A 26,956-nucleotide genomic window follows, 5' to 3' on the forward strand; every position below is an offset into this window, starting at 1 on the left:
AGCTTATGGATACCTGGATCTATCTGTCGCAGGGTTTCGCCGTCGCCATGACGCCGGAAAATCTGCTTATCGCCCTCATCGGCTGCTTTGTCGGAACCATCGTCGGGCTACTGCCCGGCCTCGGGCCGATTAACGGCGTCGCCATTCTGCTGCCGCTGGCCTTTGCCCTGCACCTGCCCGCGGAATCGGCGCTGATCCTGTTGGCGACGGTCTATATCGGTTGCGAATATGGCGGGCGTATTTCGTCTATCCTGCTGAACGTGCCCGGCGATGCCGCCGCCATCATGACGGCGCTTGATGGCTATCCCATGGCGCAGCAAGGGCGCGGCGGCGTCGCGCTGTCGATTTCCGCCGTCAGCTCTTTCTTCGGTTCGCTTATCGCGATCGGCGGCATTATTCTGTTCGCGCCGCTCCTCGCCCAGTGGTCGCTGGCGTTCGGCCCAGCGGAATATTTCGCGCTGATGGTGTTTGCCATCGCCTGCCTCGGCAGCATGATGGCGCAAAACCCGCTGAAGTCGTTCCTCGCGGCGTTAATCGGTTTGGGCCTGGCGACGGTTGGCGTGGATGCCAACACCGGGGTTTACCGCTTTACCTTCGACAGCGTCCATCTCTCCGATGGCGTTCAGTTTATAGTGGTGGTTATCGGTCTGTTCTCCGTTTCCGAGATTCTGTTGATGCTGGAGAGCACCAGCGGCGGGCAAACGCTGGTGCGTAAAACCGGGCGCATGCTATTTAACACCAAAGAGGCCGCGCAGTGCGTCGGCGCGACCCTGCGTTCTTCCGTGGTGGGTTTCTTCGTCGGTATTCTGCCCGGCGCCGGGGCGACCATCGCCAGCGCCATCACCTATATGACGGAGAAAAAAATCAGTGGTAATAGCGATAACTTCGGCAAGGGGGATATTCGCGGCGTAGCGGCGCCGGAAGCCGCGAATAACGCCTCCGCCTGCGGTTCGTTTATTCCAATGTTGACGCTCGGCGTGCCTGGTTCCGGCACCACCGCGGTCATGATGGGCGCGCTGACGCTATATAACATTACGCCCGGCCCGGCGATGTTCACCGAACAGCCGGATATCGTCTGGGGGCTCATCGCCGCGCTGCTTATCGCCAACGTGATGCTGCTTATTATGAACATTCCGCTTATTGGCCTGTTCACCCGCATGCTGACGATCCCGCTATGGTTCCTGGTACCGGCCATCGCCGCCGTTTCCGCCGTCGGCGTCTATGCGGTGCACAGCACCACCTTTGACCTGTTGCTGATGGTTGGCCTCGGCGTGCTCGGCTACATCATGCGTAAAATGCACTTTCCGATGTCGCCGCTGATCCTCGGTTTTGTGTTGGGCGAGATGCTGGAGCAGAACCTGCGCCGCGCGCTATCGATCAGCAACGGTAATCTGGCTATCCTCTGGGAAAGCGGCGTAACCAAAACATTGCTGATACTGGCTGTCGCCGTCCTGGTGGTACCGCCGCTGCTGCGTCTGAGACGTAAACAGCGCCAGCGCCGCGCCGAGGCTAATATCGGCTAAACCGGCGAATTGACCCATTCGCGCAGCGCCCGGCGCGAAATCTTAATCCCGCCGTTCTTTAACGTTTCCGGCAGCCGTAGCCACTGTACCGGCTGCTGGAAACGCGCTAACCGTTCAGCGCTCCATGCCGCCAGCGTGGCCATTTCGCAGCCATCCTCGCATTCAACCACCGCCACCGGGCGTTGGCCGTATTCGATATCATCCTGCGGCACAATAAACACCTGCTGAACCTGCGGATGGGCGAGTATCACACGCTCAACCTCCTCCGGCTGAATGCCTTCGCCGCCGCTAAAAAAGAGATTATCCAGCCGCCCAATAACCGACAGCCGACCGGCACGTAACGCTCCGCGATCGCGCGTCGCAAACCAGCCTTCATCGTTGGTTAATGGCAGCAGTTGACCATCGCGCCAGTAGCCTGCGGCCATGCTCGCCGCCCGCAGCCAGATCTCGCCGGCGACAATTTTTACCTCCCGTCCCGGCAGCGCTTCGCCCACATCCGCCGCTCCGTCGGCCTCTTTGGCGCAGACCGTGGAGGCAAATTCGGTGAGGCCGTAGCCGCAGAAGCTGCGTATTCCCTGCGCTCGCGCCCTTTCGGTCAGCTCGACGGGGATCGCCGCGCCGCCAAGCAGCACCGCCTTGAGTGAAACATCGACATCGCCATTTAGCAGGCGCCATAGCTGAGTCGGTACCAGCGAAGCATGGGTACAGCCCAGCAGCGCCTGCTCCAGCGGTTGTCTATCGCGCACCGTCAGCCGCGCGCCAGCCAGCAGCCAGCGCCAGATGATCCCCTGCCCGGAGACATGGAACAACGGCAGCGACAGCAGCCAGTCGTCTTCCGCGGCAAACGGCATCAGCGCCAGCACGCCAGCGGCACTGGCCAGATGGGCGCTGGCGCTATGTACCGCCGCCTTCGGCAGGCCGGTTGAGCCGGAGGTTAACGTCATCGACACCAGCCGTTCGCCATGCCAGCAAACGGCACAGGCGCCTTCTGCCGCCTGCAGAGTTAACGCCGGTAAATTCCCCGGCAGCAAATCACCGTTAAGCACCAGTTGATGCTGTACGGTTAACGCAGGCAGCAGTTCCTGCAGCAATACCGTAGGCAGCTGCGGATTAAGCGGCAGCACCCGCGCCCCGCACTGCAGCAGCGCCAGCCAGGCGAGTAGCGTCTCCGGCTGGTTGTAGGCCCGTAGCGCCACGCCCTGACCTTCCATTACGCCCTGCGCGGCAAAACCAGACGCCAGCGCGTCAATCCGCGCGCATAGCTCACGCCAGGTCAACGCCTGGTCATTCAGGCGTAGCGCCTGCGACTCGCCGCGTAACTGACGCCAGTGGCGCCACGGCCAATCGGAAAACATCACAGCAGTTGCTCCAGCTCATCAGCATGAAAAATTGGCAGCGTACTCTCCGGCCACGCCCGCACCAGTTGCGCGCCCATCAGCGCCAGCGTATCGAGTCCGGGGACAGTCTGCGGGGTCAGCCAGGCGGCGATCCGCGCCAGCTGCGTTAACCCCAGGCTGGACTCGATCGACGAGCTAATCACCGCGCTCAGCCCCAGCGCATGCGCCGCGGCGACCTGTTGCTGAACCTTTTGCAAGCTGCCGGTCAGCGTCGGTTTGATCACCACCGCGCGCACGCCGGGCTCGGCGACAAAGCGGAAATCCGCCTCGCGCAGGCTTTCATCCCAGGCGATAGCAATACCGGTCTGCTGGCTGAATTCACGCGAATCGTCGCGGCTTTTGCACGGTTCTTCGAGAAAAGCAATGCGTTGGCGATACGCCGGATTAACGTATTTGGCGAACTGCTGCGCTTTGACCGGCGTCCACGCCCGGTTGGCATCCAGCCGCAGCTGCAGGTCGGGGATCGCTTCCAGCAGCAGATTCACCACCATGCCGTCGCGTACCGCCTCCCACAGCCCTACTTTCACCTTAGCGACTTTCTCGCCGGGCATCGCCGCCAGTTTGGCGAACAGTTCATCCGGGTCGCCGGAACAGAGCGGCGCCGCGCGATAATCCGCCGCCTGTGGTAGCTCGCCGCCAAGCTCCGCCTGCGCGCAGCTAATACCAAAAGCGACGGAGGGCTGCATAGGAAGCGGCGGCTCGGCGCCGTCGCGCCAGGCCCGCGCCCACGCCAGCAGCGCCATTTGCGCCTCTTCCAGCGTTTCGTCACTGAATCCCGGCAGGGGAGAAATTTCCCCCCAGCCTTCGCGTTCACCCTCCTGCAGACGGATGAACAGCCCGTCGCGGGTTTTTAACCGCCGTTCGCGCAGAACCACGCCCGCGTCCATCGGTATCTGCCAGCGGTAAACCTGCGAAACGCGCATTATGGATTCCGTTTAAATTTGCTGAAGTCCGGCTGACGTTTCTGGTTAAAAGCGTTACGTCCTTCCTGCCCTTCTTCCGTCATGTAGAACAGCATGGTGGCGTTACCCGCCAGCTCCTGCAGCCCGGCCTGGCCATCGCAGTCGGCGTTCAACGCCGCTTTCAGGCAGCGCAGCGCCATCGGGCTGTTTTGCAGCATTTCACGACACCAGCGCACGGTCTCTTTTTCCAGATCCGCCAACGGGACCACGGTATTCACCAGCCCCATATCCAGCGCCTGCTGGGCGTCGTACTGACGGCACAGGAACCAGATTTCGCGCGCTTTTTTCTGCCCGACGATACGCGCCATATAGGAAGCGCCCCAGCCGCCATCAAAGGAGCCGACTTTAGGCCCGGTCTGGCCGAAGATGGCATTGTCCGCCGCGATGGTCAGATCGCACATCATGTGCAGTACGTGGCCGCCGCCGATAGAGTAACCGGCGACCATCGCCACTACCGGTTTCGGGCAGGTGCGGATCTGGCGCTGGAAGTCGAGCACGTTGAGATGGTGAACGCCGGAGTCGTCCTGATAGCCGCCGTAATCGCCGCGGACTTTCTGGTCGCCGCCGGCGCAGAAAGCTTTATCGCCTTCACCGGTCAGTACGATAACGCCGATATTGTCGTCATAGCGGGCATCCGCCAGCGCCTGAATCATCTCTTTGACGGTCAGCGGACGGAAGGCGTTGCGCACCTGTGGACGATTGATAGTGATTTTAGCAATCCCGTCAGTCGATTTTTGATAACGAATATCGGTATAGCCTTCTGAGCAATCGTGCCATTCAACGGGGGCGTAGAGCATTGCTTCATCAAGAGAGATCATAGAATGTCCTTCAGTTAACTTGCCAGAATCTGCGCCAGACAGGCAATCACCGCCGCGGGGTTGTCCCGGTGCGCGTTGTGTCCGGCATGGTGAATAATATGGGTATCGGCGGCGAGCGCTTGCGCGATAGCGCGAAACTTGGCGTCGCGTTCGCCGCACAGGTAGTGAAAAGGAAAATCGCGAGCCTGCAGAGACGGGCGCAAATCGGCCTGCCGGGCAAGGGAGGTCGCCTCCAGCATCACCGCCAGCGTAGCGCCGTTATTGCGGCGACGTAGGGCGACCAGTGACGCGCGCTGCGCCGCATTCAGCGAAGCGAAGACCGGCTGCTGATACCAGTCGGCGAAGACCTGCGCTAACGGCTCGCGGCGAAAACGTTCTGCCCAGGCGCTATCGTTGATGAGCCGCGCCTGCCGCGACGCTTCGTCCTGCAGGCCCGGATGTCCGCCCTCAACGATCAGGCCGCGCAGGCCCGCGCGCGGCTGGCAGGCGAAGTTCATCGCCACCCGGCCGCCCAGGGAGTAGCCAATCAGCCAGTAATCCAGGATGTTGTAACTATTTAGCGTAGCCTGCAGTAATTCGCTAACCCCGGTAAAGCCATCGACCGCGATATCCGCCGAGCCACCGTGCCCCGGCAGATCGAGATACAGCCGCGGCCAGGCCGGAAACGATTCGCCAACCGTACGCCACTCGTCGCGGTCTCCGGAAAAGCCGTGCAGGAATACCAACCAGGGATAACCAGGCTGGCCGCTTTCAACCGCCGCGTTGAGCGTCACAGGCGACTTACCTGCGCCAGCAGTTGCTGGAGAGTCTGCGTACCATCGGTCTCGTTAACCGCCAGCTCAATTACCGTCGCCCCGGCGCGGCGCCACGCGCCTGCCAGCGCCTCATCCAGCGACTGCCAGTCATCAGGGCGGTGATAAGCCAGACCGAACATCGCCGCCGCGTGGCTGAAATCCACGTCCTGCGGCATTAAATAGAACTGGCGGCGCTCGTCCTGCGGCGTCGGCAGCATAGAGAAAATCTGCCCGCCGTTATTATTGACCACGATCAGCACCAGCGGCGCCGACGCCTGGCGCAGCAGGGCCAGCGAGTTGAGATCGTATAACGCCGAAAGATCGCCGACGATCGCAAGCGTAGGCCGGGCGCTCGCCCGCTGCACGCCGGCGGCGGTCGCCAATAGGCCATCGATGCCGCTGGCGCCGCGATTACTGTAGACCGGATAACCCGCCGGCAGTTGCCCCAGCGCGTCTATCAGGCGTACCACTAAACTGTTGCCAACAAACAGCTGTCCCTGATCCGGCAAATAGCGCCGAATGCGCTGCGCCAGCTGCGCTTCGCCAAAAGGCTCGTTGCTGGCGACCGCGGCCTGCCACGCCTGCCCGGCAAGCTGCGGGATCACCGTCGCCCACGGCTGACGTTTCTCCGCCGGATGCAGTTCGAGCCAACGTTCAACGCTTGAGAGCAGACGGCGACCGCGGTGCTGCGCCGGATCGAGGCGACCGCGCAGATTATCCACCAGCCAGTATTCATCCGGCTCGCAGGTCGCCTGCCACTGGAGCACGCGTTTGCCGGTCAGACTGCTACCGAGTTGCACGACGATTTGCGCCTGCGCAAGTTCGCTGACCGCTTTACCGTTGCCCAGCCACAGGTCGGCGCACGGCAACGGCTGCCCGGTCTGCGACAGGACATCGCCAATCAGCGGCCAGCCGAGTGTCTGCGCCCATTCAGCCACTTTTTTACCTTCCGCGGCGCTCATCCTGCCCGCGACCACTACGCCGCGTTTTTGCCGCCAGAAGAACCAGTCGCGCTGTTTCTCACTCTCCATCTGCAGCGCCTGACGCAGCCAGGGCTTATCGCTCTGCCACCAGTCGCCGAGCTGCTGTTGCCACTCTAGCCCGGTATCGTCCATATCGCCATACAGGGGCTCAGCGAACGGGCAGTTGATATGTACCCCGCCGGCATGCAGCTCGCCCAGCGACTGATCGATGGTCGAGACCAACCAGCGGGCGGAAATATCCTGCGAAGGACGCGGTAAAGAAACGGTCTGCGCAGGATGAGAAGCAAACATTCCCGGTTGGCGGATGGCCTGATTGGCGCCGCAGTCGATAAGCTCCGGCGGGCGGTCGGCGGTCAGCAGGATCAGTTTTTCACCCGTCAGGCCCGCTTCAATCAGCGCCGGATAGAGATTCGCGGTTGCGGTTCCGGAGGTCACAATCACCGCCACCGGCTGGCGGCTGGCCTTCGCCAGTCCCAGCGCCAGGTGGCCAAGACCACGTTCGTCAAAATGAGTATGATGAATAAAAGCGCGGTTTTCCGCCGCCGCCAGGGTTAAGGGCGTCGAGCGCGAGCCTGGGGCAATGCAAATGTGCTGCACGCCGTGGCGGGTTAAAGCTTCAAGGATCACCGCCGCCCAGCGTCGGTTAAATGCGCTTACTGACATGAAATTGTCCGGTATCAAATATTGATGCTAAGTATAGATAAGGCAGAGTTGCGCCGTTTTGATATACGTCGTCTCTCTACGTTTCTGAAAGTAATAACGTTCGTAATCCCGCCGCTTTATTTTCTATTTCTTGCCACTCCTGCTGCGGGTCAGATCCGCTGACAATACCGGCCCCGGCATACAGCCTCAGAGTGTCGTTTTCGACTTTTGCCGAACGCAGCGCCACGCAAAACTCGCTTTGCGCCAGTGAAAGATAACCTGCGGAGCCGGCATACCATTCGCGGGTGAAAGGCTCATGGCGGCGGATGAACGCCAGCGCCGCCTGGCGCGGCAGCCCCGCCACCGCGGCGGTAGGCTGCAGCTGCAGCAGACAGCGGCTGTCGTCGGGCTCAGCCAATTCGCACCAGATACAGCGCCGGAGATGCTGCACCTTACGCAGGCGTACGACCTGCGGCGGCAGAACGTCAAGCGTCGGCGACTCACCCTGCAAACGCTGGCAGATATCCTCCACCACCAGCATATTCTCCCGCTGGTTTTTATCGTCTTTCATTAGCCAATCGGCCAACTGCTGCGCCCGGGCGTCATCGTGATGGTTAGCGACGGTGCCCGCCAGCGCTTCGGTGCGCAGCAGCGCGCCGCGTCGCCGCCACAGCCGTTCCGGCGTGGAGCCGAGAAACGCCTGCTGTGGGCTAAAGGCCATCAGGAAGTGAAAACAGTTAAGATTGCTGCGCCGACTGGCCGCCATAATGGCAAACGCCTGCAGCGGCGCGCTAAAGCGTAAATCCGTGACCCGCGCCAGCACAACCTTATCCATTTCGCCGGCGCCGATTGCCTGCGTCGCCTGCGTAATCAGCTCGCGCCACTGCGGGTATTCCGGCGCATGCTGCTCGCTTTGCAGCGGCGGCATCGATACCGCTGTCGCCTGCTCGCTATTTAATGATTGAAGAAACGCCCTCGCGGCGGCCGCGTCGTCTTGCAGCGAGGTCACACTGTGTACCACCAGCCGTAAAGTCGCTTTGCCGCCCAGGCGGCGCCACTCCAGCCGCGGCAGAAACAGATGACCCTGCTGCGGGTCGAACGCATTCAGCCCGCTGATGCGCAGATCTTCCCGCCCCTGGGCGCATAAAAAATCATGCGCCGCGGACAAAGAGGCAAAGGTGGTTACTGCCCCCAGCGCCGCCAGCTCTTCATCGCCGTTACGCTGCTGCCAGTAGAATTGCGGCCAGCACGGCTGATGCGCGCACCACAGTAACGGGTCGAAGGCGTCGTTTAACGGGAATGGGATATCAAAAATTCGCGTGCCGGGTGACGGAGGGAAATCTTCAGCCAGGCAGCCCAGCAGGCTTTCCAGCGCGGTGGAAACAGACAGCACGCGAACCTCCACGAAATTAAAAACCCCACATTATAAAGGGTAGCTGCGATAAATAGCAGTACCCATCATGAGGGAGCGAACCTTAACAGGCCCGGCGAACGCCAGCCACTGGATTCGCTACAGGAGGAAAAGTATAGATAATTGATAGCGATACGCTATTACTATTTAGCTTCTTAATGAGTTGTGATGTCACGCGCCATACCGATATGGGCAATACCGTCCTCATCGTATACCTCCGTCACCGGCACAAAACCAAAGCTGGCATAAAATTTCTGCAAATGCGCCTGCGCCCCAAGATAAATCGCCTTCTGCGGCCAGTTCTGCCGGCAGCTGGCCAGCGCCTGCTCCATCAGCTGGTAGCCCAGCTTCTCGCCGCGCACGGACGGGCTGACGATAACCCGACCGATCACCACCGGTTCGAACTCCTCTTCGCTTTTGAGGATCCGCGCGTAGGCCACCAGCTCTCCGTCGCGCCAGCCGAGCAGATGACGGTTCTCACCGACTAAATCATCGCCGTCGATATCCTGATAGACGCAGCGTTGTTCGACGACAAACACCGCGCTGCGCAGCTTCAGCAAGGCGTACAGTTGAGCAACGGTGAGCTCGCTGTGATGTAAATCCTGCCAGGTCATCATTTGTGACTCCTTATTGATATACTGATGCTTTACCACTCGCCTGAGGACACTGGACGATGGAATTAACATTTTTGGGGACATCCGCCGGCGTGCCGACCCGTACGCGTAATATGACGTCGATAATACTGAATTTGCAACAACCCACCAGCGCTGAAATGTGGTTGTTTGACTGCGGCGAAGGCACCCAGCATCAGTTTCTCCATACCCCTTACCACCCAGGCAAACTGAATAAAATTTTCATCACTCACCTGCACGGCGATCATCTGTTCGGCCTGCCCGGCCTGTTGTGCAGCCGCTCGATGCAGGGAAATTCGCTGCCGCTGACGGTTTACGGGCCAAAAGGGATTAAAGAATTTATCGAAACCGCACTGCGCCTGAGCGGCTCGTGGACCGATTATCCGCTCACTATCATCGAAGTCGGCCCCGGCCTGGTCTTCGACGAAGACGGCTATCGGGTCAGCGCGTACCCGCTCAGTCATCCGGTGGAGTGCTACGGCTACCGCATCGAACAGCATGACAAGCCCGGAACGCTCGATGCCGCCCAACTGATTGCCGATGGCGTGCGTCCGGGGCCGCTGTTCCATCAGCTCAAGCTCGGCCAGCGTGTTGAACTGGAAGATGGCCGGGTCATCGACGGTAGCCGCTACCTGGGGCCATCGACGCCGGGTAAAACGCTGGCCATTTTTGGCGATACCGCCCCCTGCCCGCAGGCGCTGGAGATGGCGCGCGGCGCGGATGTGATGGTCCACGAAACCACCCTTGAGCAGGCGATGGCGGAGAAAGCCAATAGCCGTGGCCACTCTTCCAGTCAGCAAACCGCGGCGCTTGCCAAAGAAGCGGGGGTCGGCACGCTAATCGCCACCCACTTTAGCTCGCGCTACGATGCCGAAGGCTGCCTGCGTATGCTGGCGGAATGTCGGGAGATTTTCGCCAATACGCTACTGGCGGAGGATTTTATGGTCTATCGGCTGGCGTAAACCGCAGGCATAAAAAAACCGCCGAAAATGAACTGCACCCAAAAAGTTGGACACCCAACGAAGTAAGGTGCAGTTTTTTATGAGCAAGTATTCTCTCAACTTTAAGCTTGAGGTTGTGCAGCACTATCTTTCCGGGCTGGAAGGGCAGAAAGCGACTGCAAAGCGTTTTGGTATCGACCACAGTGCCGTTCGTAAGTGGACGGCTGCCTGGAAGCTTCATGGCGAAGCCGGACTTATAACCCGTCATTTCACCTATTCTCCTGCCTTTAAAGAGTCCGTTATCCTGCATATGCGTGAACACCGGCTGTCTGTTCGCGAAGTCTGTGCAAAATTTACTATCCCTGCTTTTTCCACTGTTTGTCAGTGGGAACGACTGTATGATGAAGGCGGATTAGAAGCCCTTACTGATAGCCGACGCAGGAAAAAAACGATGCCAGAACGCCCTGAAAATCACCCGACTCCTCCTTCGCAGGCTCCCCTTGCCCCGGATGAACGAGAGGAACTTGAACAACTGCGTACTGAAGTGGCATATCTAAAAAAGCTGCAGGCCTTACTCAGGGAAAGAAGCACGTCAAAACGCGGGATAAAGCGCAGGTCGTGAATGAGTTAAGGCCGGAGTTCCCTCTTGCACGTCTGTTAAAAGCGGCAGGGCTGGCGAGAAGTACGTTTTACTGGCAACTGGCCAGCGGTAAAAAACCAGACAAATATGCCAGTGATAAGTGGCAGATTTTAACGCTGTTCCATAAACATAAAGGCCGGTATGGATACAGGAGAATCACGCTGGCTGGCCGCCGGGAAGGAAGCTTACTGAACCATAAAACAGTTCAGAGGCTAATGAATGAGTTAGATTTAACTTGCTGTATCAGAAAGAAGAAATACAACTCTTACAGAGGCCGGTACGGGAAAGTTGCGGGTAATGTGCTGAACCGGCAGTTCAGTGCGGATAAGCCCAACCAGAAGTGGGTAACAGATGTCACGGAATTTAAAATCAACGGGGAAAAACTGTATCTGTCTCCGGTTCTGGATCTGTATAACGGAGAAATAGTGGCATACCAGATGGCGTCCCGTCCTCTGCTGTCGATGGTGGATGAGATGCTGTCAAAAGCGCTGTCGGTACTGGGCAAAGACGAATATCCGCTACTGCACTCAGATCAGGGCTGGCAGTACCAGATGGCGAATTATCAGAAGAGACTTAAGGACAGCGGTCTGAAACAGAGCATGTCAAGAAAGGGAAACTGTCACGACAATGCAGTAATGGAAAGCTTCTTCGGTACGCTGAAGACTGAATGCTTTTACTTGACGGAGCATAAGAATATCAGTGAGTTGCGCATGGCTATCGATGAGTACATCCACTATTACAACCATGAAAGAATAAAACAAAAGCTAAAAGGCCTGAGTCCGGTAGAGTACCGAACACAGGCCCTGATAGCCGCTTAATATAAACCGTCCAACATTATGGGGTCAGTTCAAAAACTCGGCGGTTTTTTATTTATAGCGCAGATTACATCAGCGGCGTCGCCAGCTGCACGATGCTAATCAGCGGCTGCGGCCACACGCCGAGCACCAGCACCAGCAGCGCGGAGATCAGCACTACGATACCGCCGGCGCTGTACTGCCAGTTTGACGGCGCATCGCGGTTCAGTTGCTCCGGGGCGCTCAGGTACAAGCTGACGGCAACGCGCAGATAATAGTAGAGACCAATCGCCGAACCAATCACCACCGCGGCAACCAGCCACCACAGGTGCGCATGCACACCGACGGCCAGCACGTAGAACTTACCGATAAAGCCGAGGGTCATCGGAATACCGGCCAGCGACAGCATCATCACCGTCATTACCGCCGACAGGATCGGACGGTGCCAGAACAGACCGCGGTAGGAGAACAGCGAGTCAGCATCCGGACCGCGGTACGGGCTGGACATCAGGCTGACCACGCCGAACGCGCCGAGACTGCTGAACAGATAACCGGCCAGGTAGACGCCAACGGCTTCCATCGACATTTCGCCGCTCTGCAGGGCGATTAACGCCACCAGCAGATAGCCGAGGTGTGAGATGGAAGAGTAACCGAGCAGACGCTTAATGTTGGTCTGGCTCAGCGCCATCAGGTTACCGAAGATGATAGAGGCGAAGGCGATCAGGCCCAGCACCACACGTACTGCTTCACTGTCTCCCACCGGCATGTACAGGAACAGACGCATCACCACGCCGAAGATGGCAATCTTGCTGGCGGTCGCCAGGAAGGTGGATACCGGCGCAGGCGCGCCCTGGTATACATCCGGCGTCCACAGGTGGAACGGCACCAGCGACAATTTAAAGCCAAGACCGACGATCATCAGACCGAGGCCCGCCAGCAGAAGCGGCTCGTGCAGCGCGTTGTCAGCCAGGCTCTTGCCCAGCGCGAGGAAGGACAGGTTACCGGAATTCGCATACACCAGCGCCATACCGAACAGCAGGAAAGACGAGGCTGCCGCGGAGAGGATGGTGTATTTGATGCTCGCTTCCAGCGAACGTTTCTGGCGGAAAGCGTAACCGACCAGGCCGAACAACGGCAGCGAAATCAATTCGATACCGAGGAACAGCGAGGCCAGGTGATTGGCGCCGGCCAGCAGAATGCCACCCAGCGCGGCGATCAGCACCAGCAGGTAGAACTCTTCTTTATTGTCCTTGTAACCCTCAAGCCATGGGTAGGCGAAAGTACAGGTCGCGAGGCTCGCCAACAGCACCAGCCCGGTATAGAGCATCGAGTAACCGTCAACGCGGATCAGCGGGGTGACGTCCATCGCCCCGTTCTGACCAACAAACCAGAGCGAGACCAGCGCGGCGTTTAGTCCGAGAACCGACAACGTGGCATTGAGAAAATGATTGCGTCGCCACGCAATGGAGAGCATCACAACCACCACCGTCAAGCCGACGATCAGCAGCGGTAGCAGTGCGATCAGTTGTTGTGGAGTTATTGTCATGGCGAATTACGGCCTTGTAGTAGAAACAGAATTAACAAACCACTGCTGAATGTTGCTCATCGCAGCATGCGAGGTGTCGAGAATCGGCTGCGGGAAGAAGCCCAACAGCACCAGCAGCACCACCAGCAGCAGGATGATAGACAGTTCACGCAGGGACATCCCCGGCAGCTCTTTCGTCGCGATTTCGCTTTTCGCCTTACCGAAGTAGGCGCGATGCAGCATCGACAGCGAGTAAACGGAAGCGAATACCAGACCAAAGGTCGAGATAACGGTAATCACCGGCACCACTTTATAGCTGCCGAACAGAATCATAAATTCGCCGACAAAGTTACCGGTGCCCGGCATCCCCAGGGTGGCGACAGCGAAGAACATCGACATCGCCGGCAGCCATTTAATTTTGCTCCACAAGCCGCCCATCTGGCGCATATCGCGGGTGTGCAGACGTTCGTACAGCTGGCCGCACAGAATGAACAGACCCGCCGCGGACAGACCGTGGGCAATCATCTGAATCACCGCCCCTTGATAAGCCAGCTGGCTACCGGTGTAGATAGCAATCAGCACGAAGCCCATGTGGGAAACGGAGGTGTAAGCAATCAGACGTTTGATATCGGTCTGGGCGAAGGCCATCCACGCGCCGTAGAAGATACCGATCACGCCCAGCCACATGGCGATTGGCGCAAACTCGGCGGAAGCGTTCGGGAACAGCGGCAGCGCAAAGCGCAGCAGACCGTAGGCCGCGGTTTTCAGCAAGATGCCCGCGAGGTCGACGGAACCGGCAGTCGGCGCCTGGGAGTGGGCGTCCGGTAGCCAGCCGTGCAGCGGTACTACCGGCATTTTCACCGCGAAGGCGATGAAGAAGCCGAGCATTAGCATGTATTCCACGCCGTGAGACATCGGAGTTTTCAGCAGCTCTTCATAGTTGAAGGTCCACACGCCGGTGGCGTTGAAGTGGACGAATGCCAGCGCCAGAATGGCGATCAGCATCACCAGACCGCTCGCCTGGGTATAGATGAAGAACTTGGTGGCCGCCGTGATACGCGTTTTACCGTCAGAGGCTTTGTGCCCCCACAGCGCGATCAGGAAGTACATCGGCACCAACATCATTTCCCAGAAGAAGAAGAACAGGAACATGTCGATGGCGAGGAATACCCCGATGACGCCGCCCAGGATCCACATCAGGTTGAGGTGGAAGAAGCCCTGGTACTTTTCGATTTCGCGCCAGGAACAGAGCACCGCCAACACGCCGAGCAGGCCGGTCAGCACCACCATCAGCAGCGACAGACCGTCAATCGCCAGATGGATGCTAATGCCGAAACGTGGGATCCACGGCAGCACGAATTCCGACTGCCACTGCGGAATCCCCGCGGATTGCGTCAGAGAATAGCCGCCCTGCATCCACAGCTGCAGGCCAAGCACCAGCGTCAGTCCCATGGTAATCAGCGCGATCCAGCGCGGCAGTTTCACGCCAAAGCGTTCAGTCTGCCAGCACAGGAAGCCGCCAATAAAGGGGATTAATATTAGCCAGGGTAATAACATGGCGATTTTTATTCCTTGTTAAAGTCCCGTTCAGGACCGATTTTCAACGAATTCGACTACATTCACGTTTGAGGGCGGTTTGTTGTGTCGGGTGGCGATTCGCTTACCCGACCTACGGTTTCGTAGGCCCGGTAAGCAAAGCGCCACCGGGCAAAACCGCGCGCTCAAATCAACGCAGTACCATCAGCAGAGCCAGCACCACCACCGCGCCAATGCTCATTGAAGCCACATACCAGCGCAGATAGCCGTTCTCGCTCACCAGCAGACCTTTGCCTGCGAAGCGGGACAGAATCGCCGGGATATTCATCAACGAGTTCAGCGGATCGCTCTTCAGCAGCCAGGCAATGCCGAGGAATGGTTTGACGAACACTTTGTCGTATAACCAGTCGAAGCCCCAGGCATGGAACCACCAGGTGCCGAAGAAGCGGCCAGGCGCGCTGTTGGCGATGGAAGTCACCAGCGTACGTTTGCCCAGCCACAGCCATGCGGCGATCAGGATGCCGGCGATAGCGATAATCCCGGAGGTCATTTCCAGCGTCATCACGCTACCGTGAGCGAGCTCAGTGGTCTGCGGCAGTACGCCTTCCAGCGGCGGCACAATCAGCGCGCCAACGAAGGTGGACAGAATCAGCAGCACAATCAGCGGCAGATGGTGGGTAATCCCCTTCCCTGCATGCGCGTGAATTTGCTCTTTACCGTGGAACACGATGAAAATCATACGGAAGGTATACAGCGAGGTCATAAAGGCGCCGACCAGGCCCGCTACCATCAGGTTGATATGACCGTTGGCCATCGCGCCAGCCAGAATCTCATCCTTACTGAAGAAGCCTGCGGTGATAAGCGGCAGAGCGGACAGCGCCGCGCCCCCCACCAGGAAGCAGACATAAACCAGCGGAATGGATTTGCGCAGGCCGCCCATCTTGAAGATGTTCTGTTCGTGATGGCAGGCGAGGATCACCGAACCGGACGACAGGAACAGCAGCGCTTTAAAGAACGCGTGCGTCATCAGGTGGAAGATCGCTGCGTCCCATGCCTGCACGCCCAGCGCGAGGAACATGTAGCCAATCTGGCTCATGGTCGAGTAAGCCAGTACACGTTTGATGTCGGTCTGCACCAGCGCGGCGAAGCCCGCCAGCACCAGCGTGATTGCGCCAACGATACCGACCAGATGCAGCACTTCCGGCGTCATCAGGAACAGGCCGTGGGTACGGGCAATCAGGTACACGCCCGCGGTCACCATGGTAGCCGCGTGGATCAGCGCAGAGACCGGCGTCGGGCCCGCCATCGCATCGGCAAGCCACGTTTGCAACGGCAGCTGAGCGGATTTGCCGACCGCGCCGCCGAGCAGCATCAGCGTCGCCCACTGCAGCGTGGTGCTGCCGTTAGCGAAGTGCTGCGGCGCCAGCTCAACCATTTCGCGGAAGTTCAGGGTGCCCAGTTCGTTATAAAGAATGAACAGCGCGAAGGCGAGGAACACGTCGCCGACGCGGGTGACCACGAACGCTTTCATCGCCGCGGCGTTATTCTTCGGATCGGTGTAGTAGAAACCGATCAGCAGGTAAGAACAGAGACCCACGCCTTCCCAACCAAGGTACATTAACAGCAGGTTATCGGCCAGCACCAGAACGACCATGCTGGCGATAAACAGGTTGGTGTAAGCGAAGAAGCGAGAGTAGCCCTCTTCGCCGCGCATGTACCAGGAAGCGAACATGTGGATCAGGAAGCCGACGCCGGTAACCACGGAGAGCATGGTCAGAGACAGGCCATCCAGCACCAGGTTGAAGCCGATGTTGAAATCACCGACCGACATCCAGTTCCACAGCGGTACGCTGACCGCCTGTTTACCGTTAGCGAAAAAATCGACGCCGACGTACGCCGTCACCAGCGCCGCCAGGCCTACCGACCCCATCCCAACGGTGGCGGAAAGATTTTCCGACCAGCGTCCGCGGGAGAAGGCCAGTAGCACAAAGCCAATCAATGGCAGAAGAATGGTTAAGGCAAGCATGTTCATCCACGCAACTCACTTACTGAATCGATGTTCAGGTTCTGGCGGCGACGATGGAGCTGCAGCAGCAGCGCCAGACCGATACTCGCTTCCGCAGCCGCGAGGCTGATGGCGAGGATATACATAATCTGACCATCAGTCTGGCCCCAGTAGCTTCCCGCGACCACGAATGCCAGCGCGGCGGCGTTAATCATGATTTCCAGGCTAATCAGCATAAATAGCAGATTGCGGCGGATCACAAGACCAGTCAGGCCGAGCACAAACAGGATGGCGGCGAGGATCAGTCCATGTGTTAAGGGGATCATGCGTGTTCCTCCGTTTTTCTTTTGTCGCTGTCATTCACGCGGTTGCTCAGCACCTCACCGGCGCGCTCTTCGCGGCCAATGTGGAAGGCGACAACCAGGCCCGCCAGCAGCAGCATAGAGGCCAGCTCCACCGCCAGGACGTACGGCCCAAACAGCGCAATACCCACTTCTTTGGCGTTGATCGCCGCGCCGTCGATACCCTGGTCATTAATGCCCAGGATGGCGTAAACGATAACTACCAGCAGCACCGCGGAAAGGATGGCCGGGCCAATCCAGATCCCCGGCTGCAGCCATTTGCGTTCCTGTTCGATCTCGGTGCCGCCCAGGTTGAGCATCATCACCACGAACACGAACAGCACCATAATGGCCCCGGCGTAAACGATGATTTCCAGCGCACCGGCGAAGTAAGCGCCCAGCGAGAAAAACACCCCGGCAATCGCTAACAGCGAAATGATCAGGTACAGCAGCGCGTGCACCGGATTGGTGTGGGTGACGACCCGCAAGGTTGCGAGGATGGCTATCAGGCCACAGATATAAAAAGCGAATTCCATTGCCCCTCTCCTTACGGTAACAGGCTCTTGACGTCGATTGGCTTAGCTTCGTTTTCCGCTTCGCCCTTATCTTTGCCGTCGATTGCCATACCCGCCATCCGGTAGAAGTTATATTCCGGGTATTTGCCCGGACCGGAAATCAGCAGATCCTCTTTTTCGTACACCAGATCCTGACGTTTGTATTCGCCCAGTTCGAAGTCCGGGGTCAACTGAATCGCCGTGGTCGGGCACGCTTCTTCGCACAGGCCGCAGAAAATGCAGCGTGAGAAGTTGATGCGGAAGAACTCCGGGTACCAGCGGCCATCTTTGGTCTCTGCTTTCTGCAGAGAAATACAGCCAACCGGGCAGGCTACCGCACACAGGTTACAGGCAACGCAGCGCTCTTCACCGTCCGGATCGCGCGTCAGCACGATACGGCCACGATAGCGCGGCGGCAGATATACCGGCTCTTCCGGGTACATCTGAGTTTCACGTTTGGCGAAGGCGTGCATCCCGATCATGCAAATACTGCGGACCTGGGTGCCGAACCCTACCAATAATTCTTTTAAGGTCATGTTCAATTCACCCCTTATTGCGCCTGCCAGAGAATGACAGCCGCCGTTACCAACAAGTTGACCAGCGTTAACGGCAGGCATACCTTCCAGCCAAAGGACATTACCTGGTCATAACGCGGACGCGGTAATGATGCGCGGATCAAAATGAACATCATCATGAAGAACGCGGTTTTCAGCGCGAACCAGATGAAAGGCGGTAACCACGGGCCATTCCAGCCGCCGAAGAACAGCGTAACGATCAGCGCTGAAACGGTGACAATCCCGATGTATTCACCGACGAAGAACAGACCGAATTTCATACCGGAATATTCAATGTGGTAACCATCGGCCAGTTCCTGCTCCGCTTCCGGCTGGTCGAACGGGTGACGGTGGCACACCGCCACGCCGGCGATGGCGAAAGTGACGAAGCCAAAGAACTGCGGGATGACGTTCCACAGATGCGCCTGGTTGTTGACGATATCGGTCATGTTGAATGACCCCGCCTGCGCCACCACGCCCATCAGGGAGAGACCGAGGAACACTTCGTAGCTCAGCGTTTGCGCGGAAGCACGCATCGCCCCCAGCAGCGAGTATTTGTTGTTGCTCGACCAACCGGCGAACAGGACCGCGTAAACCGCCAGGCCTGCCATCATCAGGAAGAACAGAATACCGATGTTCAGGTCGGCGACCACCCACGACGGGCTAACCGGCACGATAGCAAAAGCCAGCAGCAGCGAAGTAAAGGCGATAACCGGCGCCAGAGTAAAGATCACGCGATCGGAGAAGCGCGGGATCCAGTCCTCTTTGAAGAACATCTTGATCATGTCGGCGACCAGCTGCAGCGAACCGCCCCAGCCCACGCGGTTAGGTCCGTAGCGGTTCTGGAACAGGCCGAGCAGACGACGCTCGCCGAAGCTCATGAACGCGCCGCAGGTGACGACCACCAGCAGAATGACCACGGCCTTCAGGATGCTTAACAAAATGTCGATAAGATCCGGCGTTAACCAACTCATGCTTGCGCCTCCTGCAGTGAATCAATACGCGCCCCGGCCAGTACCGGCGCGATGCCCGGCATGCCCATCGGTAAGCCAACCTGTCCCGCGGCCAGCCCTTCAGAAATAACCAGCGGCAAACTCAGCGTCTGGCCTTCAACGCTGAAGGAAACCATCGCCCCGGCATTGACGCCAAGCTTTGCGGCATCCGCCGGGTTCAGCTTGATGTACGGCTCAGGCATCCGGCTCTGGAACACCGGAGAACGCTGCGACAGCTCATCGCTGCCAAACAGGTGGTAGTAAGGCGCGATACGCCATTTGCCCTCTTCCGCGTGGAAGCTGGCCGGAACCGCCGTGAAGTACTCCAGCCCGCTGGCGGAAGCTTCAATCAGACGCACGCCCGGATCGCCGTGGCGCAGTTTACCGCCCACTTCATCCTGGAATTTGTTCCATGCCTGCGGGGAGTTCCAGCCCGGCGCCCACGCAAACGGAATTTGCGAACGCGGCGCGGACGGCTGGTTGTTCCCTTCCATCGAGAAGGCGAACATGGTGTCTTTATCCTGCGGTTGGCGCGGTTCGTGCACGCTGATGTTGGCGCGCATCGCCGTGCGGCCGCTGTAGCGGTGCGGTTCACGCGCCAGCTTCTGACCGCGAATGCGGAAGGTCGCATCCGGCGCGGCATCTTTAATGCCCGCCAGCTGCGGCAGCGCCGCAATCGCCGCATCGATGACGTGGTCCAACTGCGTCCAGTCAACCTGACGGTTGTTGACGGTGCTGTGCAACGAATGCAGCCAGCGCCAGCTTTCCAGCATCACGGTTTTCGCGTCGTAGTAAGCCGGATCGTAAACCTGGAAGAAACGCTGGGCGCGGCCTTCGTTGTTCACTACGGTACCGTCGCTTTCCGCAAAGCTTGCCGCGGAGAGCACCAGGTGCGCTTTGTCCATAATCGCGGTGCGCTGATGATCAACCACCATCACCAGCGGCGCTTTCGCCAGCGCAGCGTCGACACGCGCGGCGGAAGCATGACGGTGCAGGTCGTTTTCCAGCACGATAACCGCATCTGCGGCGCCGCTTTCCAGTTCGTCCAGCGCCTCTTCAAGCGAGCCGCCGCCGATCATGCCCAGGCCAACGCTGTTCACCGCGCGGGCGACCATAGTCACGCCAACATCGGCGCCGCGGCCTTTCAACGCTTTCGCCACGTTGGCGGCAGCCTGAATGATTTCCATGCTGCCGGCGTTAGTGCCGGAGATAATCAGCGGTTTTTTCGCCCCGGCCAGCGCCTGAACGATCACATCAACTTTACCCTGCAGGTCATGGCTCAGGCCATCAACCGCCGGCGCGCTGTTGTCCAGCGCATGGGCGATAGCAAAGCCCAGACGCGCCTGATCTTCCACCGGCGCGCGATAGGTCCACGCCGCGATGTCATCGAGACGGGTGTCGTCGATATTAGTGACGAATAACGGATGCTTGGCGCGCTGTCCGATGTTGAGAATTGCCGCAATCTGCCAGTCGGCCACTTTCTGCGCCGCCGCCATTTCGCGTGCTTTCCCTTTCACCGCCTGGCGTACCGCCAGGGCAACGCGCGCGCCGGTCTGGGTAATGTCTTCGCCCAGCACCAGTACCGCATCGTAGGATTCGATATCGCGCAGCGTCGGGGTATGGATCCCACCTTCGCGCAGCACTTTGAGCATCATCTGCAGGCGCGCTTGTTCGCCTTTAGCGATGCCGGTATAGAAGTTTTCGCTACCGACCAGCTCACGCAGCGCGAAGTTACTTTCAATGCTGGCGCGCGGAGAACCGATACCAATGACTTTCTTCGACTGGCGCAGGATATCCGCCGCCCCCTGCATCGCCTGTTCGGCGTTGAGCGCGATCAGATCGTCGCCGCGGCGCTGAACCGGCTGACGCGGACGATCTTTGAGGTTTACGTAGCCATAGCCGAAACGACCGCGGTCGCAGAGGAAGTAGCGGTTCACGGTGCCGTTATAACGGTTTTCGATACGACGCAGCTCGCCATAGCGTTCGCCAGGGCTGATGTTACAGCCAATGGAACACTGCTGGCAGATGCTCGGCGCAAACTGCATGTCCCACTTACGGTTGTAACGCTCGGAGTGCGTTTTATCGGTGAAGACGCCGGTCGGGCAGACTTCAACCAGGTTACCGGAGAATTCGCTTTCCAGCGTGCCATCTTCCGGGCGGCCGAAGTAGACGTTGTCATGAGCGCCATAAACGCCCAGATCGGTGCCGTCGGCATAATCTTTATAGTAGCGAACGCAGCGGTAGCAGGCGATGCAGCGGTTCATTTCGTGAGAAATAAATGGCCCCAAATCCTGGTTGCGGTGGGTACGCTTGGTGAAACGATAGCGGCGGAAGCTATGGCCGGTCATGACCGTCATATCCTGCAGGTGGCAGTTGCCCCCCTCTTCGCAGACCGGGCAGTCGTGTGGGTGGTTGGTCATCAGCCACTCCACCACGCTTTCGCGGAACTGCTTCGCTTCGCCGTCGTCAATAGAAATAAAGGTGCCGTCAGATGCCGGAGTCATACAGGACATCACCAGGCGACCACGCGTGTCTTCCGCGTTCTGATATTGCTTCACCGCACACTGGCGGCAAGCACCGACGCTCCCTAGCGCCGGGTGCCAGCAAAAGTATGGAATATCAAGACCAAGAGAGAGACAAGCCTCTAGCAGGTTGTCCGCTCCGTTGACCTCGTATTCTTTGCCGTCTACATGAATCGTAGCCATTTGCGTGCTTCCAAAAATAAAAAACCTTTAGATTACCAGCGCGTCTTAAGCAGGTTCGGCTGAATACCGTTAATTGCATGGGTATTGCTGAACTGCTGCTTAATGCCAGCCTCGAATTCTTCGCGGAAATATTTGATAGCGCTCTGCAGCGGTTCAACCGCGCCCGGCGCGTGCGCGCAGAAGGTTTTACCCGGCCCGAGGAATCGACACAGTTGCTCAAGAGTTTCGATATCGCCAGGCTGGCCTTCGCCGCGCTCCAGGGCGCGCAGGATCTTCACGCTCCACGGCAGGCCGTCTCGGCAAGGCGTACACCAGCCGCAGGATTCACGGGCAAAAAATTCTTCGAGGTTGCGCACCAGCGGAACCATGCCGATCTCGTGGTCGACGGCCATCGCCAGCGCGGTGCCCAGACGGCTACCTGCTTTACCAATGCTTTCAAACTCCATCGGCAAATCGAGGTGCGCTTCGGTAAGGAAGTCGGTACCGGCGCCGCCCGGCTGCCAGGCTTTAAACTTCAGGCCATCGCGCATGCCGCCGGCGTAATCTTCGAGGATCTCGCGCGCGGTGGTGCCGAACGGCAGTTCCCAGACGCCCGGATTCTTCACGCGCCCGGAGAAGCCCATCAGCTTGGTGCCGGCATCTTTGCTGGTTGAAATATTCTGGTACCACTCCACGCCGTTGGCGAGGATGGCAGGGACGTTGCACAGGGTTTCAACGTTGTTGACGCAGGTCGGTTTACCCCATACGCCGGAGCTCGCCGGGAACGGCGGCTTGGAGCGCGGGTTAGCGCGGCGGCCTTCCAGCGAGTTGATAAGCGCCGTCTCTTCACCGCAGATATAGCGCCCTGCCCCGGTGTGCACGAACAGCTCGAAGTCAAAACCGGTACCGAGGATATTTTTCCCCAACAGGCCCGCTTCGGTAGCTTCGGCAATCGCACGACGCAGATGCTGCGCCGCTTCGATATATTCACCGCGCAGGAAGATGTAACCACGGTAGGCCTTCAGCGCAAAGGCGGAGATCAGCATGCCTTCCACCAGCAGGTGCGGCAGCTGTTCCATCAGCAGACGGTCTTTATAGGTACCCGGTTCCATTTCATCGGCATTACACAGCAGGTAACGGATGTTCATGGACTCGTCTTTCGGCATCAGGCTCCACTTCAGACCGGTGGAAAAGCCCGCGCCGCCGCGCCCTTTCAGGCCGGCGTCTTTTACCGCATTGACGATTTCATCCGGCGCCATGCCGCTTAAGGCCTTGCGCGCCCCTTCATAACCGTTTTTGCTGCGATACTCGTCCAGCCACACCGGCTGCTTGTCATCGCGCAGACGCCAGGTTAATGGATGCGTTTCGGCAGTACGAATAATGGTTTTCATTTATACCGCTCCAGGAGGTCAGGAATCGCTTCCGGCGTCAGATAACTGTGCGTGTCGTCATCAATCATCATGGTCGGCCCCTTGTCGCAGTTGCCAAGGCAACAGGTCGGCAGCAGCGTGAAGCGGCCATCAAAGGTGGTTTGACCCGGTTTGATGTCCAGCTTTTTCTCGATAGCCGACTGGATCCCCTGGAAACCGGTGATATGGCACACCACGCTGTCGCAGTAGCGGATCACGTGACGGCCAACCGGCTGGCGGAAGATCTGGCTGTAGAATGTCGCCACGCCTTCGACGTCGCTTGCCGGGATCCCCAGCACATCGGCGATCGCGTAGATCGCGCCATCCGGCACCCAGCCGCGCTGTTTTTGAACAATTTTCAGCGCTTCGATGGACGCCGCACGCGGGTCTTCGTAGTGGTGCTTTTCGTGCTCAATAGCCTCACGCTCTGCCGCACTCAGCTCAAAAGCCTCGGTTTGTGGTTGTTGATTCTCGTGCATAATTAGCGGTCCACGTCTGACATAACAAAATCGATACTACCCAGATAGACGATAAGGTCGGATACCAGGCTGCCGCGGATCGCCGCCGGGATCTGCTGCAGGTGCGCATAGCTCGGGGTACGAATACGGGTACGGTAGCTCATGGTGCTGCCGTCGCTGGTCAGGTAGTAACTGTTAATCCCCTTCGTCGCTTCAACCATCTGGAAGGATTCGTTGGCCGGCATCACCGGGCCCCAGGAAACCTGCAGGAAGTGCGTAATCAGGGTCTCAATATGCTGCAGCGTGCGCTCTTTCGGCGGCGGCGTAGTCAGCGGGTGATCCGCTTTGAACGGGCCTTCCGGCATATTATCGAGGCACTGCTGGAGAATGCGCAGGCTCTGGCGCAGCTCTTCCACTTTCAGCATCACGCGGGTGTAGCAGTCGGAAACGCCGCCGCCGGTCGGGATTTCAAAGTCGAAGTTTTCGTAGCCAGAATAAGGACGCCATTTACGCACGTCGAAGCCGATACCGGTCGCGCGCAGACCTGCGCCAGTGGTGCCCCACTCCAGCGCTTCTTTTGCGGTGTAGGCGGCAACGCCTTTGGAACGGCCAATCAGAATGGTGTTGCGCAGCGCGGCTTTCTCATAGGAATCCAGGCGCTTCGGCATCCACTCAAGGAATTCACGCAGCAGGCGATCCCAGCCGCGCGGCAGGTCGTGGGCGACGCCGCCGATGCGGAACCACGCCGGGTGCATACGGAAACCGGTGATCGCTTCGACCAGATCGTAGATTTTCTGACGGTCGGTAAAGGCGAAGAAGACCGGGGTCATCGCGCCGACGTCCTGAATAAAGGTCGAGATATACAGCAGGTGGCTATTGATGCGGAACAGTTCGGACAGCATCACGCGGATCACGTTCACGCGATCCGGCACGGTGATCCCGGCCAGTTTTTCCACCGCCAGCACGTATGGCATCTCGTTGACGCAGCCGCCGAGGTATTCGATACGGTCGGTGTACGGGATGTAGCTGTGCCAGGACTGGCGTTCGCCCATTTTCTCCGCGCCGCGGTGGTGGTAGCCGATGTCCGGCACGCAGTCGACGATCTCTTCGCCATCCAACTGCAGAATAATACGGAATGCGCCGTGAGCGGACGGGTGGTTCGGGCCGAGGTTGAGAAACATAAAGTCCTCGTTTTCGGTGCCGCGCTTCATACCCCACTCTTCCGGCTTGAAGGTTAACGCTTCCATTTCCAGATCCTGCTTGGCTTTGGTCAGCTCAAACGGATCGAATTCGGTGGCGCGCGCCGGATAGTCTTTACGCAGCGGGTGGCCTTCCCAGGTCGGCGGCATCATGATGCGGCGCAGATTCGGGTGACCGTCGAAGGTCACGCCAAACATTTCCCAGGTTTCACGCTCATACCAGTTGGCGTTAGGGAACAGTTTGGTGAAGGTCGGCAGATGCAGATCGTTTTCAGACAACGCCACCTTGAGCATGATATCGCGGTTGCGGTCTACTGAGATCAGGTGGTAGAAAACGGAAAAATCCGCGGCTGGCAAGCCATCGCGGTGCGTACGTAAACGTTCGTCCATGCCGTGCAGGTCAAACAGCATCACGTAAGGTTTCGGCAATCTCTTCAGGAAATCACCCACCTCAAGCAGCTGTTCGCGCTTCACCCACACCACCGGAACGCCGGTACGGGTAGGCTGAACGGTAAAGGCATCCGGCCCAAAACGGTTGCGCAGTTCGCCGATCACCGGGTCATCAAGGTGATCGCGGGTTTGCCAGGCTGGTGCGGCGTCATGCGCGGTTAAATCAGTCATATTGTTCACCATTGCAAAAGGTCCGTGGTGACTGCCGGGCGAGGCTTCGCTGCTTTTGTAGATTGATTTGCGAAGTCTGGTTCCCGCCCGCAGGCGCAAGTTAAATCTCGTCCGGAGTCCGCAGATTGGTCACCGCAATTCGTTCGCCGCGTTTACGCTCGCGCTCGGATTGCATGTTGGCGCGATAGACGCCCTGATCGCCAACCACCCATGAGAGAGGACGGCGCTCTTTACCAATGGATTCCTGCAGCAGCATCAGCGCCTGCATATAAGCTTCCGGACGCGGCGGACAGCCCGGGATGTAAACATCCACCGGAATAAACTTGTCCACGCCCTGGACGACGGAGTAGATATCGTACATCCCGCCGGAGTTAGCGCATGCGCCCATAGAGATAACCCACTTCGGCTCCAGCATCTGATCGTACAGGCGCTGAATAACCGGGGCCATTTTGGTGAAGCAGGTACCGGCGACCACCATCAGGTCGGCCTGACGCGGAGAGGCACGCAGTACTTCCGCGCCAAAACGCGCAACGTCATGCACCGCAGTGAATGACGTCACCATTTCTACATAGCAGCAAGACAGGCCGAAGTTGTACGGCCAAATCGAGTTCTTACGGCCCCAGTTCACCATGTCATGCAGCGCGTGTTCGAGTTTCCCCATATACACGCTTTTATTGACTTCTTGCTCCAGGGGGTCAGTTACGATCTCCTGTTTTTGCAGGGGGTAACGGTCGTTCTCACCGTTAGGATCTATGCGGGTGAGCGTATAATCCATCTTATTGCCTCGCTTTTACTGCATATGACGGTTAGTGGGACTGTCTGTTTCCGGGTTAACCAGCGTGCGACGGGAACGCGCAGGCGTCCAGTCCAGTGCGCCGATGCGAACGAGGTAAACCAGACCAGCCAGTAGCACTAAAATGAAAATTGCGGCTTCCACAAAGCCAACCCAGCCGCTTTCGCGAATGGATGTTGACCATGCGTAGAGATACAGGGCTTCCACGTCGAAGATAACGAAGAACATGGCGACCAGATAAAACTTCGCAGAAAGACGTAAGCGGGCCGAACCAACGGAGTCGATCCCCGATTCAAACGGCGTGTTTTTGCTACGCGCGCGCGCGCGACCGCCGAGGTACCAGCCGCCGACGAGCATCAGGCAGCACAGACCGATAGCGATGATGAGAAATATAGCGAATGCCCAATGATGAGCGATGACTTCAGTGGATGTTGACATACGCATTGCTTAACCAAAAAAGTGTAGCGCCAAAACCCTCTGCTCTTGATGGCAGATGAACGCCACAGCGTTTCACGGGAGGAATAAAAAAATGACCTTGCAAAAAAGCGTCCCTGGTTGATGAGGAAGCCCAAATGCCGTGGCTTTTTACCCCTTTCTTTAACCTTTTGTCAACTTTAACAAAAGTTTTAACTACATTAATTTACATTGGAATATTTTCATTAACATTAAATGCCCTTTGTTGCGTAATAACCTTGCATATCATTCGGATTTAGTGTTGTTGAATCGTGTCCGTTTTAGACGTAAATCA

23 protein-coding genes are annotated in these 26,956 nt (G+C 58.4%); 3 read left to right on the forward strand and 20 right to left on the reverse strand.

Annotated features, from left to right (window positions below; genetic code table 11):
- The first annotated feature begins 5 nt into the window (after nucleotides 1–5).
- Nucleotides 6–1,523, forward strand: a complete 1,518-nt coding sequence (locus EAE_RS24520; protein ID WP_015706152.1) for a tripartite tricarboxylate transporter permease — start codon at nucleotides 6–8, stop codon at nucleotides 1,521–1,523.
- Here the strand turns inward: EAE_RS24520 and menE are convergent.
- From menE to EAE_RS24555, 7 genes are all read right to left on the reverse strand, one after another.
- Nucleotides 1,520–2,881 carry an o-succinylbenzoate--CoA ligase gene (menE, locus tag EAE_RS24525; protein ID WP_015706153.1) on the reverse strand — a complete coding sequence of 454 codons (1,362 nt, stop codon included), beginning with the start codon at nucleotides 2,879–2,881 and terminating at the stop codon, nucleotides 1,520–1,522. The genes EAE_RS24520 and menE overlap by 4 nt on opposite strands.
- Nucleotides 2,878–3,843, reverse strand: a complete 966-nt coding sequence (gene menC, locus EAE_RS24530; protein WP_015706154.1) for an o-succinylbenzoate synthase — start codon at nucleotides 3,841–3,843, stop codon at nucleotides 2,878–2,880. Before menC ends, menE begins: the two co-directional genes overlap by 4 nt.
- Nucleotides 3,843–4,700 (reverse strand): 1,4-dihydroxy-2-naphthoyl-CoA synthase, encoded by an 858-nt coding sequence (gene menB, locus EAE_RS24535; RefSeq protein ID WP_015365600.1) that lies wholly within the window; start codon nucleotides 4,698–4,700, stop codon nucleotides 3,843–3,845. The genes menC and menB overlap by 1 nt, the downstream gene beginning before the upstream one ends.
- A 14-nt stretch (nucleotides 4,701–4,714) precedes the next feature.
- The gene (gene menH, locus EAE_RS24540; protein WP_015706155.1) at nucleotides 4,715–5,473 is read right to left on the reverse strand and encodes a 2-succinyl-6-hydroxy-2,4-cyclohexadiene-1-carboxylate synthase; all 759 of its coding nucleotides are present in this window, start codon (nucleotides 5,471–5,473) and stop codon (nucleotides 4,715–4,717) included.
- On the reverse strand, nucleotides 5,470–7,140 hold the full coding sequence (gene menD, locus EAE_RS24545; protein WP_015706156.1) for a 2-succinyl-5-enolpyruvyl-6-hydroxy-3-cyclohexene-1-carboxylic-acid synthase: 1,671 nt from the start codon (nucleotides 7,138–7,140) through the stop codon (nucleotides 5,470–5,472). Before menD ends, menH begins: the two co-directional genes overlap by 4 nt.
- A 76-nt stretch (nucleotides 7,141–7,216) precedes the next feature.
- On the reverse strand, nucleotides 7,217–8,512 hold the full coding sequence (gene menF / locus EAE_RS24550) for an isochorismate synthase MenF (RefSeq protein ID WP_015706157.1): 1,296 nt from the start codon (nucleotides 8,510–8,512) through the stop codon (nucleotides 7,217–7,219).
- A gap of 173 nt (nucleotides 8,513–8,685) precedes the next feature.
- Nucleotides 8,686–9,147, reverse strand: coding sequence for a GNAT family N-acetyltransferase (locus EAE_RS24555; protein ID WP_015365596.1), 462 nt, complete (start codon nucleotides 9,145–9,147; stop codon nucleotides 8,686–8,688).
- A 56-nt stretch (nucleotides 9,148–9,203) separates the two neighbouring features.
- Between EAE_RS24555 and rnz the strand changes: the two genes are divergently transcribed.
- Nucleotides 9,204–10,124 carry a ribonuclease Z gene (gene rnz, locus EAE_RS24560; protein ID WP_015706158.1) on the forward strand — a complete coding sequence of 307 codons (921 nt, stop codon included), beginning with the start codon at nucleotides 9,204–9,206 and terminating at the stop codon, nucleotides 10,122–10,124.
- 79 nt (nucleotides 10,125–10,203) lie between these two features.
- A protein-coding gene (locus EAE_RS24565; RefSeq protein ID WP_108443058.1) for an IS3 family transposase occupies nucleotides 10,204–11,561 on the forward strand; the annotation gives its coding sequence in 2 pieces (ribosomal slippage) (nucleotides 10,204–10,666 and nucleotides 10,666–11,561; 1,359 coding nt in all).
- Nucleotides 11,562–11,625: 64 nt separating this feature from the next.
- Here the strand turns inward: EAE_RS24565 and nuoN are convergent.
- The 13 genes from nuoN to nuoA all read right to left on the reverse strand — a co-directional run bounded on the left by nuoN (nucleotide 11,626) and on the right by nuoA (nucleotide 26,652).
- Nucleotides 11,626–13,083, reverse strand: a complete 1,458-nt coding sequence (nuoN, locus tag EAE_RS24570; RefSeq protein WP_015365594.1) for an NADH-quinone oxidoreductase subunit NuoN — start codon at nucleotides 13,081–13,083, stop codon at nucleotides 11,626–11,628.
- Nucleotides 13,084–13,089: 6 nt separating this feature from the next.
- Nucleotides 13,090–14,619, reverse strand: a complete 1,530-nt coding sequence (nuoM, locus tag EAE_RS24575; protein WP_015365593.1) for an NADH-quinone oxidoreductase subunit M — start codon at nucleotides 14,617–14,619, stop codon at nucleotides 13,090–13,092.
- 169 nt (nucleotides 14,620–14,788) lie between these two features.
- Complete coding sequence (nuoL, locus tag EAE_RS24580) at nucleotides 14,789–16,630, reverse strand: NADH-quinone oxidoreductase subunit L (protein ID WP_015706160.1); 1,842 nt, start codon at nucleotides 16,628–16,630, stop codon at nucleotides 14,789–14,791.
- Complete coding sequence (gene nuoK, locus EAE_RS24585; protein ID WP_004865088.1) at nucleotides 16,627–16,929, reverse strand: NADH-quinone oxidoreductase subunit NuoK; 303 nt, start codon at nucleotides 16,927–16,929, stop codon at nucleotides 16,627–16,629. The genes nuoL and nuoK overlap by 4 nt, the downstream gene beginning before the upstream one ends.
- Nucleotides 16,926–17,480 carry an NADH-quinone oxidoreductase subunit J gene (nuoJ, locus tag EAE_RS24590; protein ID WP_015365591.1) on the reverse strand — a complete coding sequence of 185 codons (555 nt, stop codon included), beginning with the start codon at nucleotides 17,478–17,480 and terminating at the stop codon, nucleotides 16,926–16,928. The genes nuoK and nuoJ overlap by 4 nt, the downstream gene beginning before the upstream one ends.
- An 11-nt stretch (nucleotides 17,481–17,491) precedes the next feature.
- Complete coding sequence (nuoI, locus tag EAE_RS24595) at nucleotides 17,492–18,034, reverse strand: NADH-quinone oxidoreductase subunit NuoI (RefSeq protein ID WP_015365590.1); 543 nt, start codon at nucleotides 18,032–18,034, stop codon at nucleotides 17,492–17,494.
- Nucleotides 18,035–18,048: 14 nt separating this feature from the next.
- Nucleotides 18,049–19,026 (reverse strand): NADH-quinone oxidoreductase subunit NuoH, encoded by a 978-nt coding sequence (gene nuoH, locus EAE_RS24600; RefSeq protein WP_015365589.1) that lies wholly within the window; start codon nucleotides 19,024–19,026, stop codon nucleotides 18,049–18,051.
- On the reverse strand, nucleotides 19,023–21,749 hold the full coding sequence (gene nuoG, locus EAE_RS24605; RefSeq protein ID WP_015706161.1) for an NADH-quinone oxidoreductase subunit NuoG: 2,727 nt from the start codon (nucleotides 21,747–21,749) through the stop codon (nucleotides 19,023–19,025). Before nuoG ends, nuoH begins: the two co-directional genes overlap by 4 nt.
- A gap of 32 nt (nucleotides 21,750–21,781) precedes the next feature.
- Nucleotides 21,782–23,119, reverse strand: a complete 1,338-nt coding sequence (gene nuoF, locus EAE_RS24610) for an NADH-quinone oxidoreductase subunit NuoF (RefSeq protein ID WP_015365587.1) — start codon at nucleotides 23,117–23,119, stop codon at nucleotides 21,782–21,784.
- Nucleotides 23,116–23,616 (reverse strand): NADH-quinone oxidoreductase subunit NuoE, encoded by a 501-nt coding sequence (gene nuoE / locus EAE_RS24615; RefSeq protein WP_015365586.1) that lies wholly within the window; start codon nucleotides 23,614–23,616, stop codon nucleotides 23,116–23,118. The genes nuoF and nuoE overlap by 4 nt, the downstream gene beginning before the upstream one ends.
- Before the next feature lie 2 nt (nucleotides 23,617–23,618).
- Nucleotides 23,619–25,427 (reverse strand): NADH-quinone oxidoreductase subunit C/D, encoded by a 1,809-nt coding sequence (nuoC, locus tag EAE_RS24620; RefSeq protein WP_015365585.1) that lies wholly within the window; start codon nucleotides 25,425–25,427, stop codon nucleotides 23,619–23,621.
- 88 nt (nucleotides 25,428–25,515) lie between these two features.
- Nucleotides 25,516–26,190, reverse strand: a complete 675-nt coding sequence (gene nuoB / locus EAE_RS24625; RefSeq protein WP_002913178.1) for an NADH-quinone oxidoreductase subunit NuoB — start codon at nucleotides 26,188–26,190, stop codon at nucleotides 25,516–25,518.
- A gap of 15 nt (nucleotides 26,191–26,205) precedes the next feature.
- Entirely contained in the window at nucleotides 26,206–26,652 is a 447-nt protein-coding gene (gene nuoA, locus EAE_RS24630) for an NADH-quinone oxidoreductase subunit NuoA (protein ID WP_002913181.1), read from the reverse strand.
- Nucleotides 26,653–26,956: the final 304 nt, after the last annotated feature.

This window comes from Klebsiella aerogenes KCTC 2190, assembly GCF_000215745.1.
GTDB lineage: Bacteria > Pseudomonadota > Gammaproteobacteria > Enterobacterales > Enterobacteriaceae > Klebsiella > Klebsiella aerogenes.

Excerpts from the sequence above, each read along its gene's own strand:
- EAE_RS24520 (WP_015706152.1), top strand. The coding sequence starts at position 6 with ATGGATACCTGGATCTATCTGTCGCAGGGTTTCGCCGTCGCCATGACG.
- menC (WP_015706154.1), bottom strand. The coding sequence starts at position 3,843 with ATGCGCGTTTCGCAGGTTTACCGCTGGCAGATACCGATGGACGCGGGC.
- menB (WP_015365600.1), bottom strand. The coding sequence starts at position 4,700 with ATGATCTCTCTTGATGAAGCAATGCTCTACGCCCCCGTTGAATGGCAC.
- menD (WP_015706156.1), bottom strand. The coding sequence starts at position 7,140 with ATGTCAGTAAGCGCATTTAACCGACGCTGGGCGGCGGTGATCCTTGAA.
- EAE_RS24555 (WP_015365596.1), bottom strand. The coding sequence starts at position 9,147 with ATGATGACCTGGCAGGATTTACATCACAGCGAGCTCACCGTTGCTCAA.
- rnz (WP_015706158.1), top strand. The coding sequence starts at position 9,204 with ATGGAATTAACATTTTTGGGGACATCCGCCGGCGTGCCGACCCGTACG.
- nuoN (WP_015365594.1), bottom strand. The coding sequence starts at position 13,083 with ATGACAATAACTCCACAACAACTGATCGCACTGCTACCGCTGCTGATC.
- nuoM (WP_015365593.1), bottom strand. The coding sequence starts at position 14,619 with ATGTTATTACCCTGGCTAATATTAATCCCCTTTATTGGCGGCTTCCTG.
- nuoL (WP_015706160.1), bottom strand. The coding sequence starts at position 16,630 with ATGAACATGCTTGCCTTAACCATTCTTCTGCCATTGATTGGCTTTGTG.
- nuoK (WP_004865088.1), bottom strand. The coding sequence starts at position 16,929 with ATGATCCCCTTAACACATGGACTGATCCTCGCCGCCATCCTGTTTGTG.
- nuoJ (WP_015365591.1), bottom strand. The coding sequence starts at position 17,480 with ATGGAATTCGCTTTTTATATCTGTGGCCTGATAGCCATCCTCGCAACC.
- nuoI (WP_015365590.1), bottom strand. The coding sequence starts at position 18,034 with ATGACCTTAAAAGAATTATTGGTAGGGTTCGGCACCCAGGTCCGCAGT.
- nuoH (WP_015365589.1), bottom strand. The coding sequence starts at position 19,026 with ATGAGTTGGTTAACGCCGGATCTTATCGACATTTTGTTAAGCATCCTG.
- nuoG (WP_015706161.1), bottom strand. The coding sequence starts at position 21,749 with ATGGCTACGATTCATGTAGACGGCAAAGAATACGAGGTCAACGGAGCG.
- nuoF (WP_015365587.1), bottom strand. The coding sequence starts at position 23,119 with ATGAAAACCATTATTCGTACTGCCGAAACGCATCCATTAACCTGGCGT.
- nuoE (WP_015365586.1), bottom strand. The coding sequence starts at position 23,616 with ATGCACGAGAATCAACAACCACAAACCGAGGCTTTTGAGCTGAGTGCG.
- nuoC (WP_015365585.1), bottom strand. The coding sequence starts at position 25,427 with ATGGTGAACAATATGACTGATTTAACCGCGCATGACGCCGCACCAGCC.
- nuoB (WP_002913178.1), bottom strand. The coding sequence starts at position 26,190 with ATGGATTATACGCTCACCCGCATAGATCCTAACGGTGAGAACGACCGT.
- nuoA (WP_002913181.1), bottom strand. The coding sequence starts at position 26,652 with ATGCGTATGTCAACATCCACTGAAGTCATCGCTCATCATTGGGCATTC.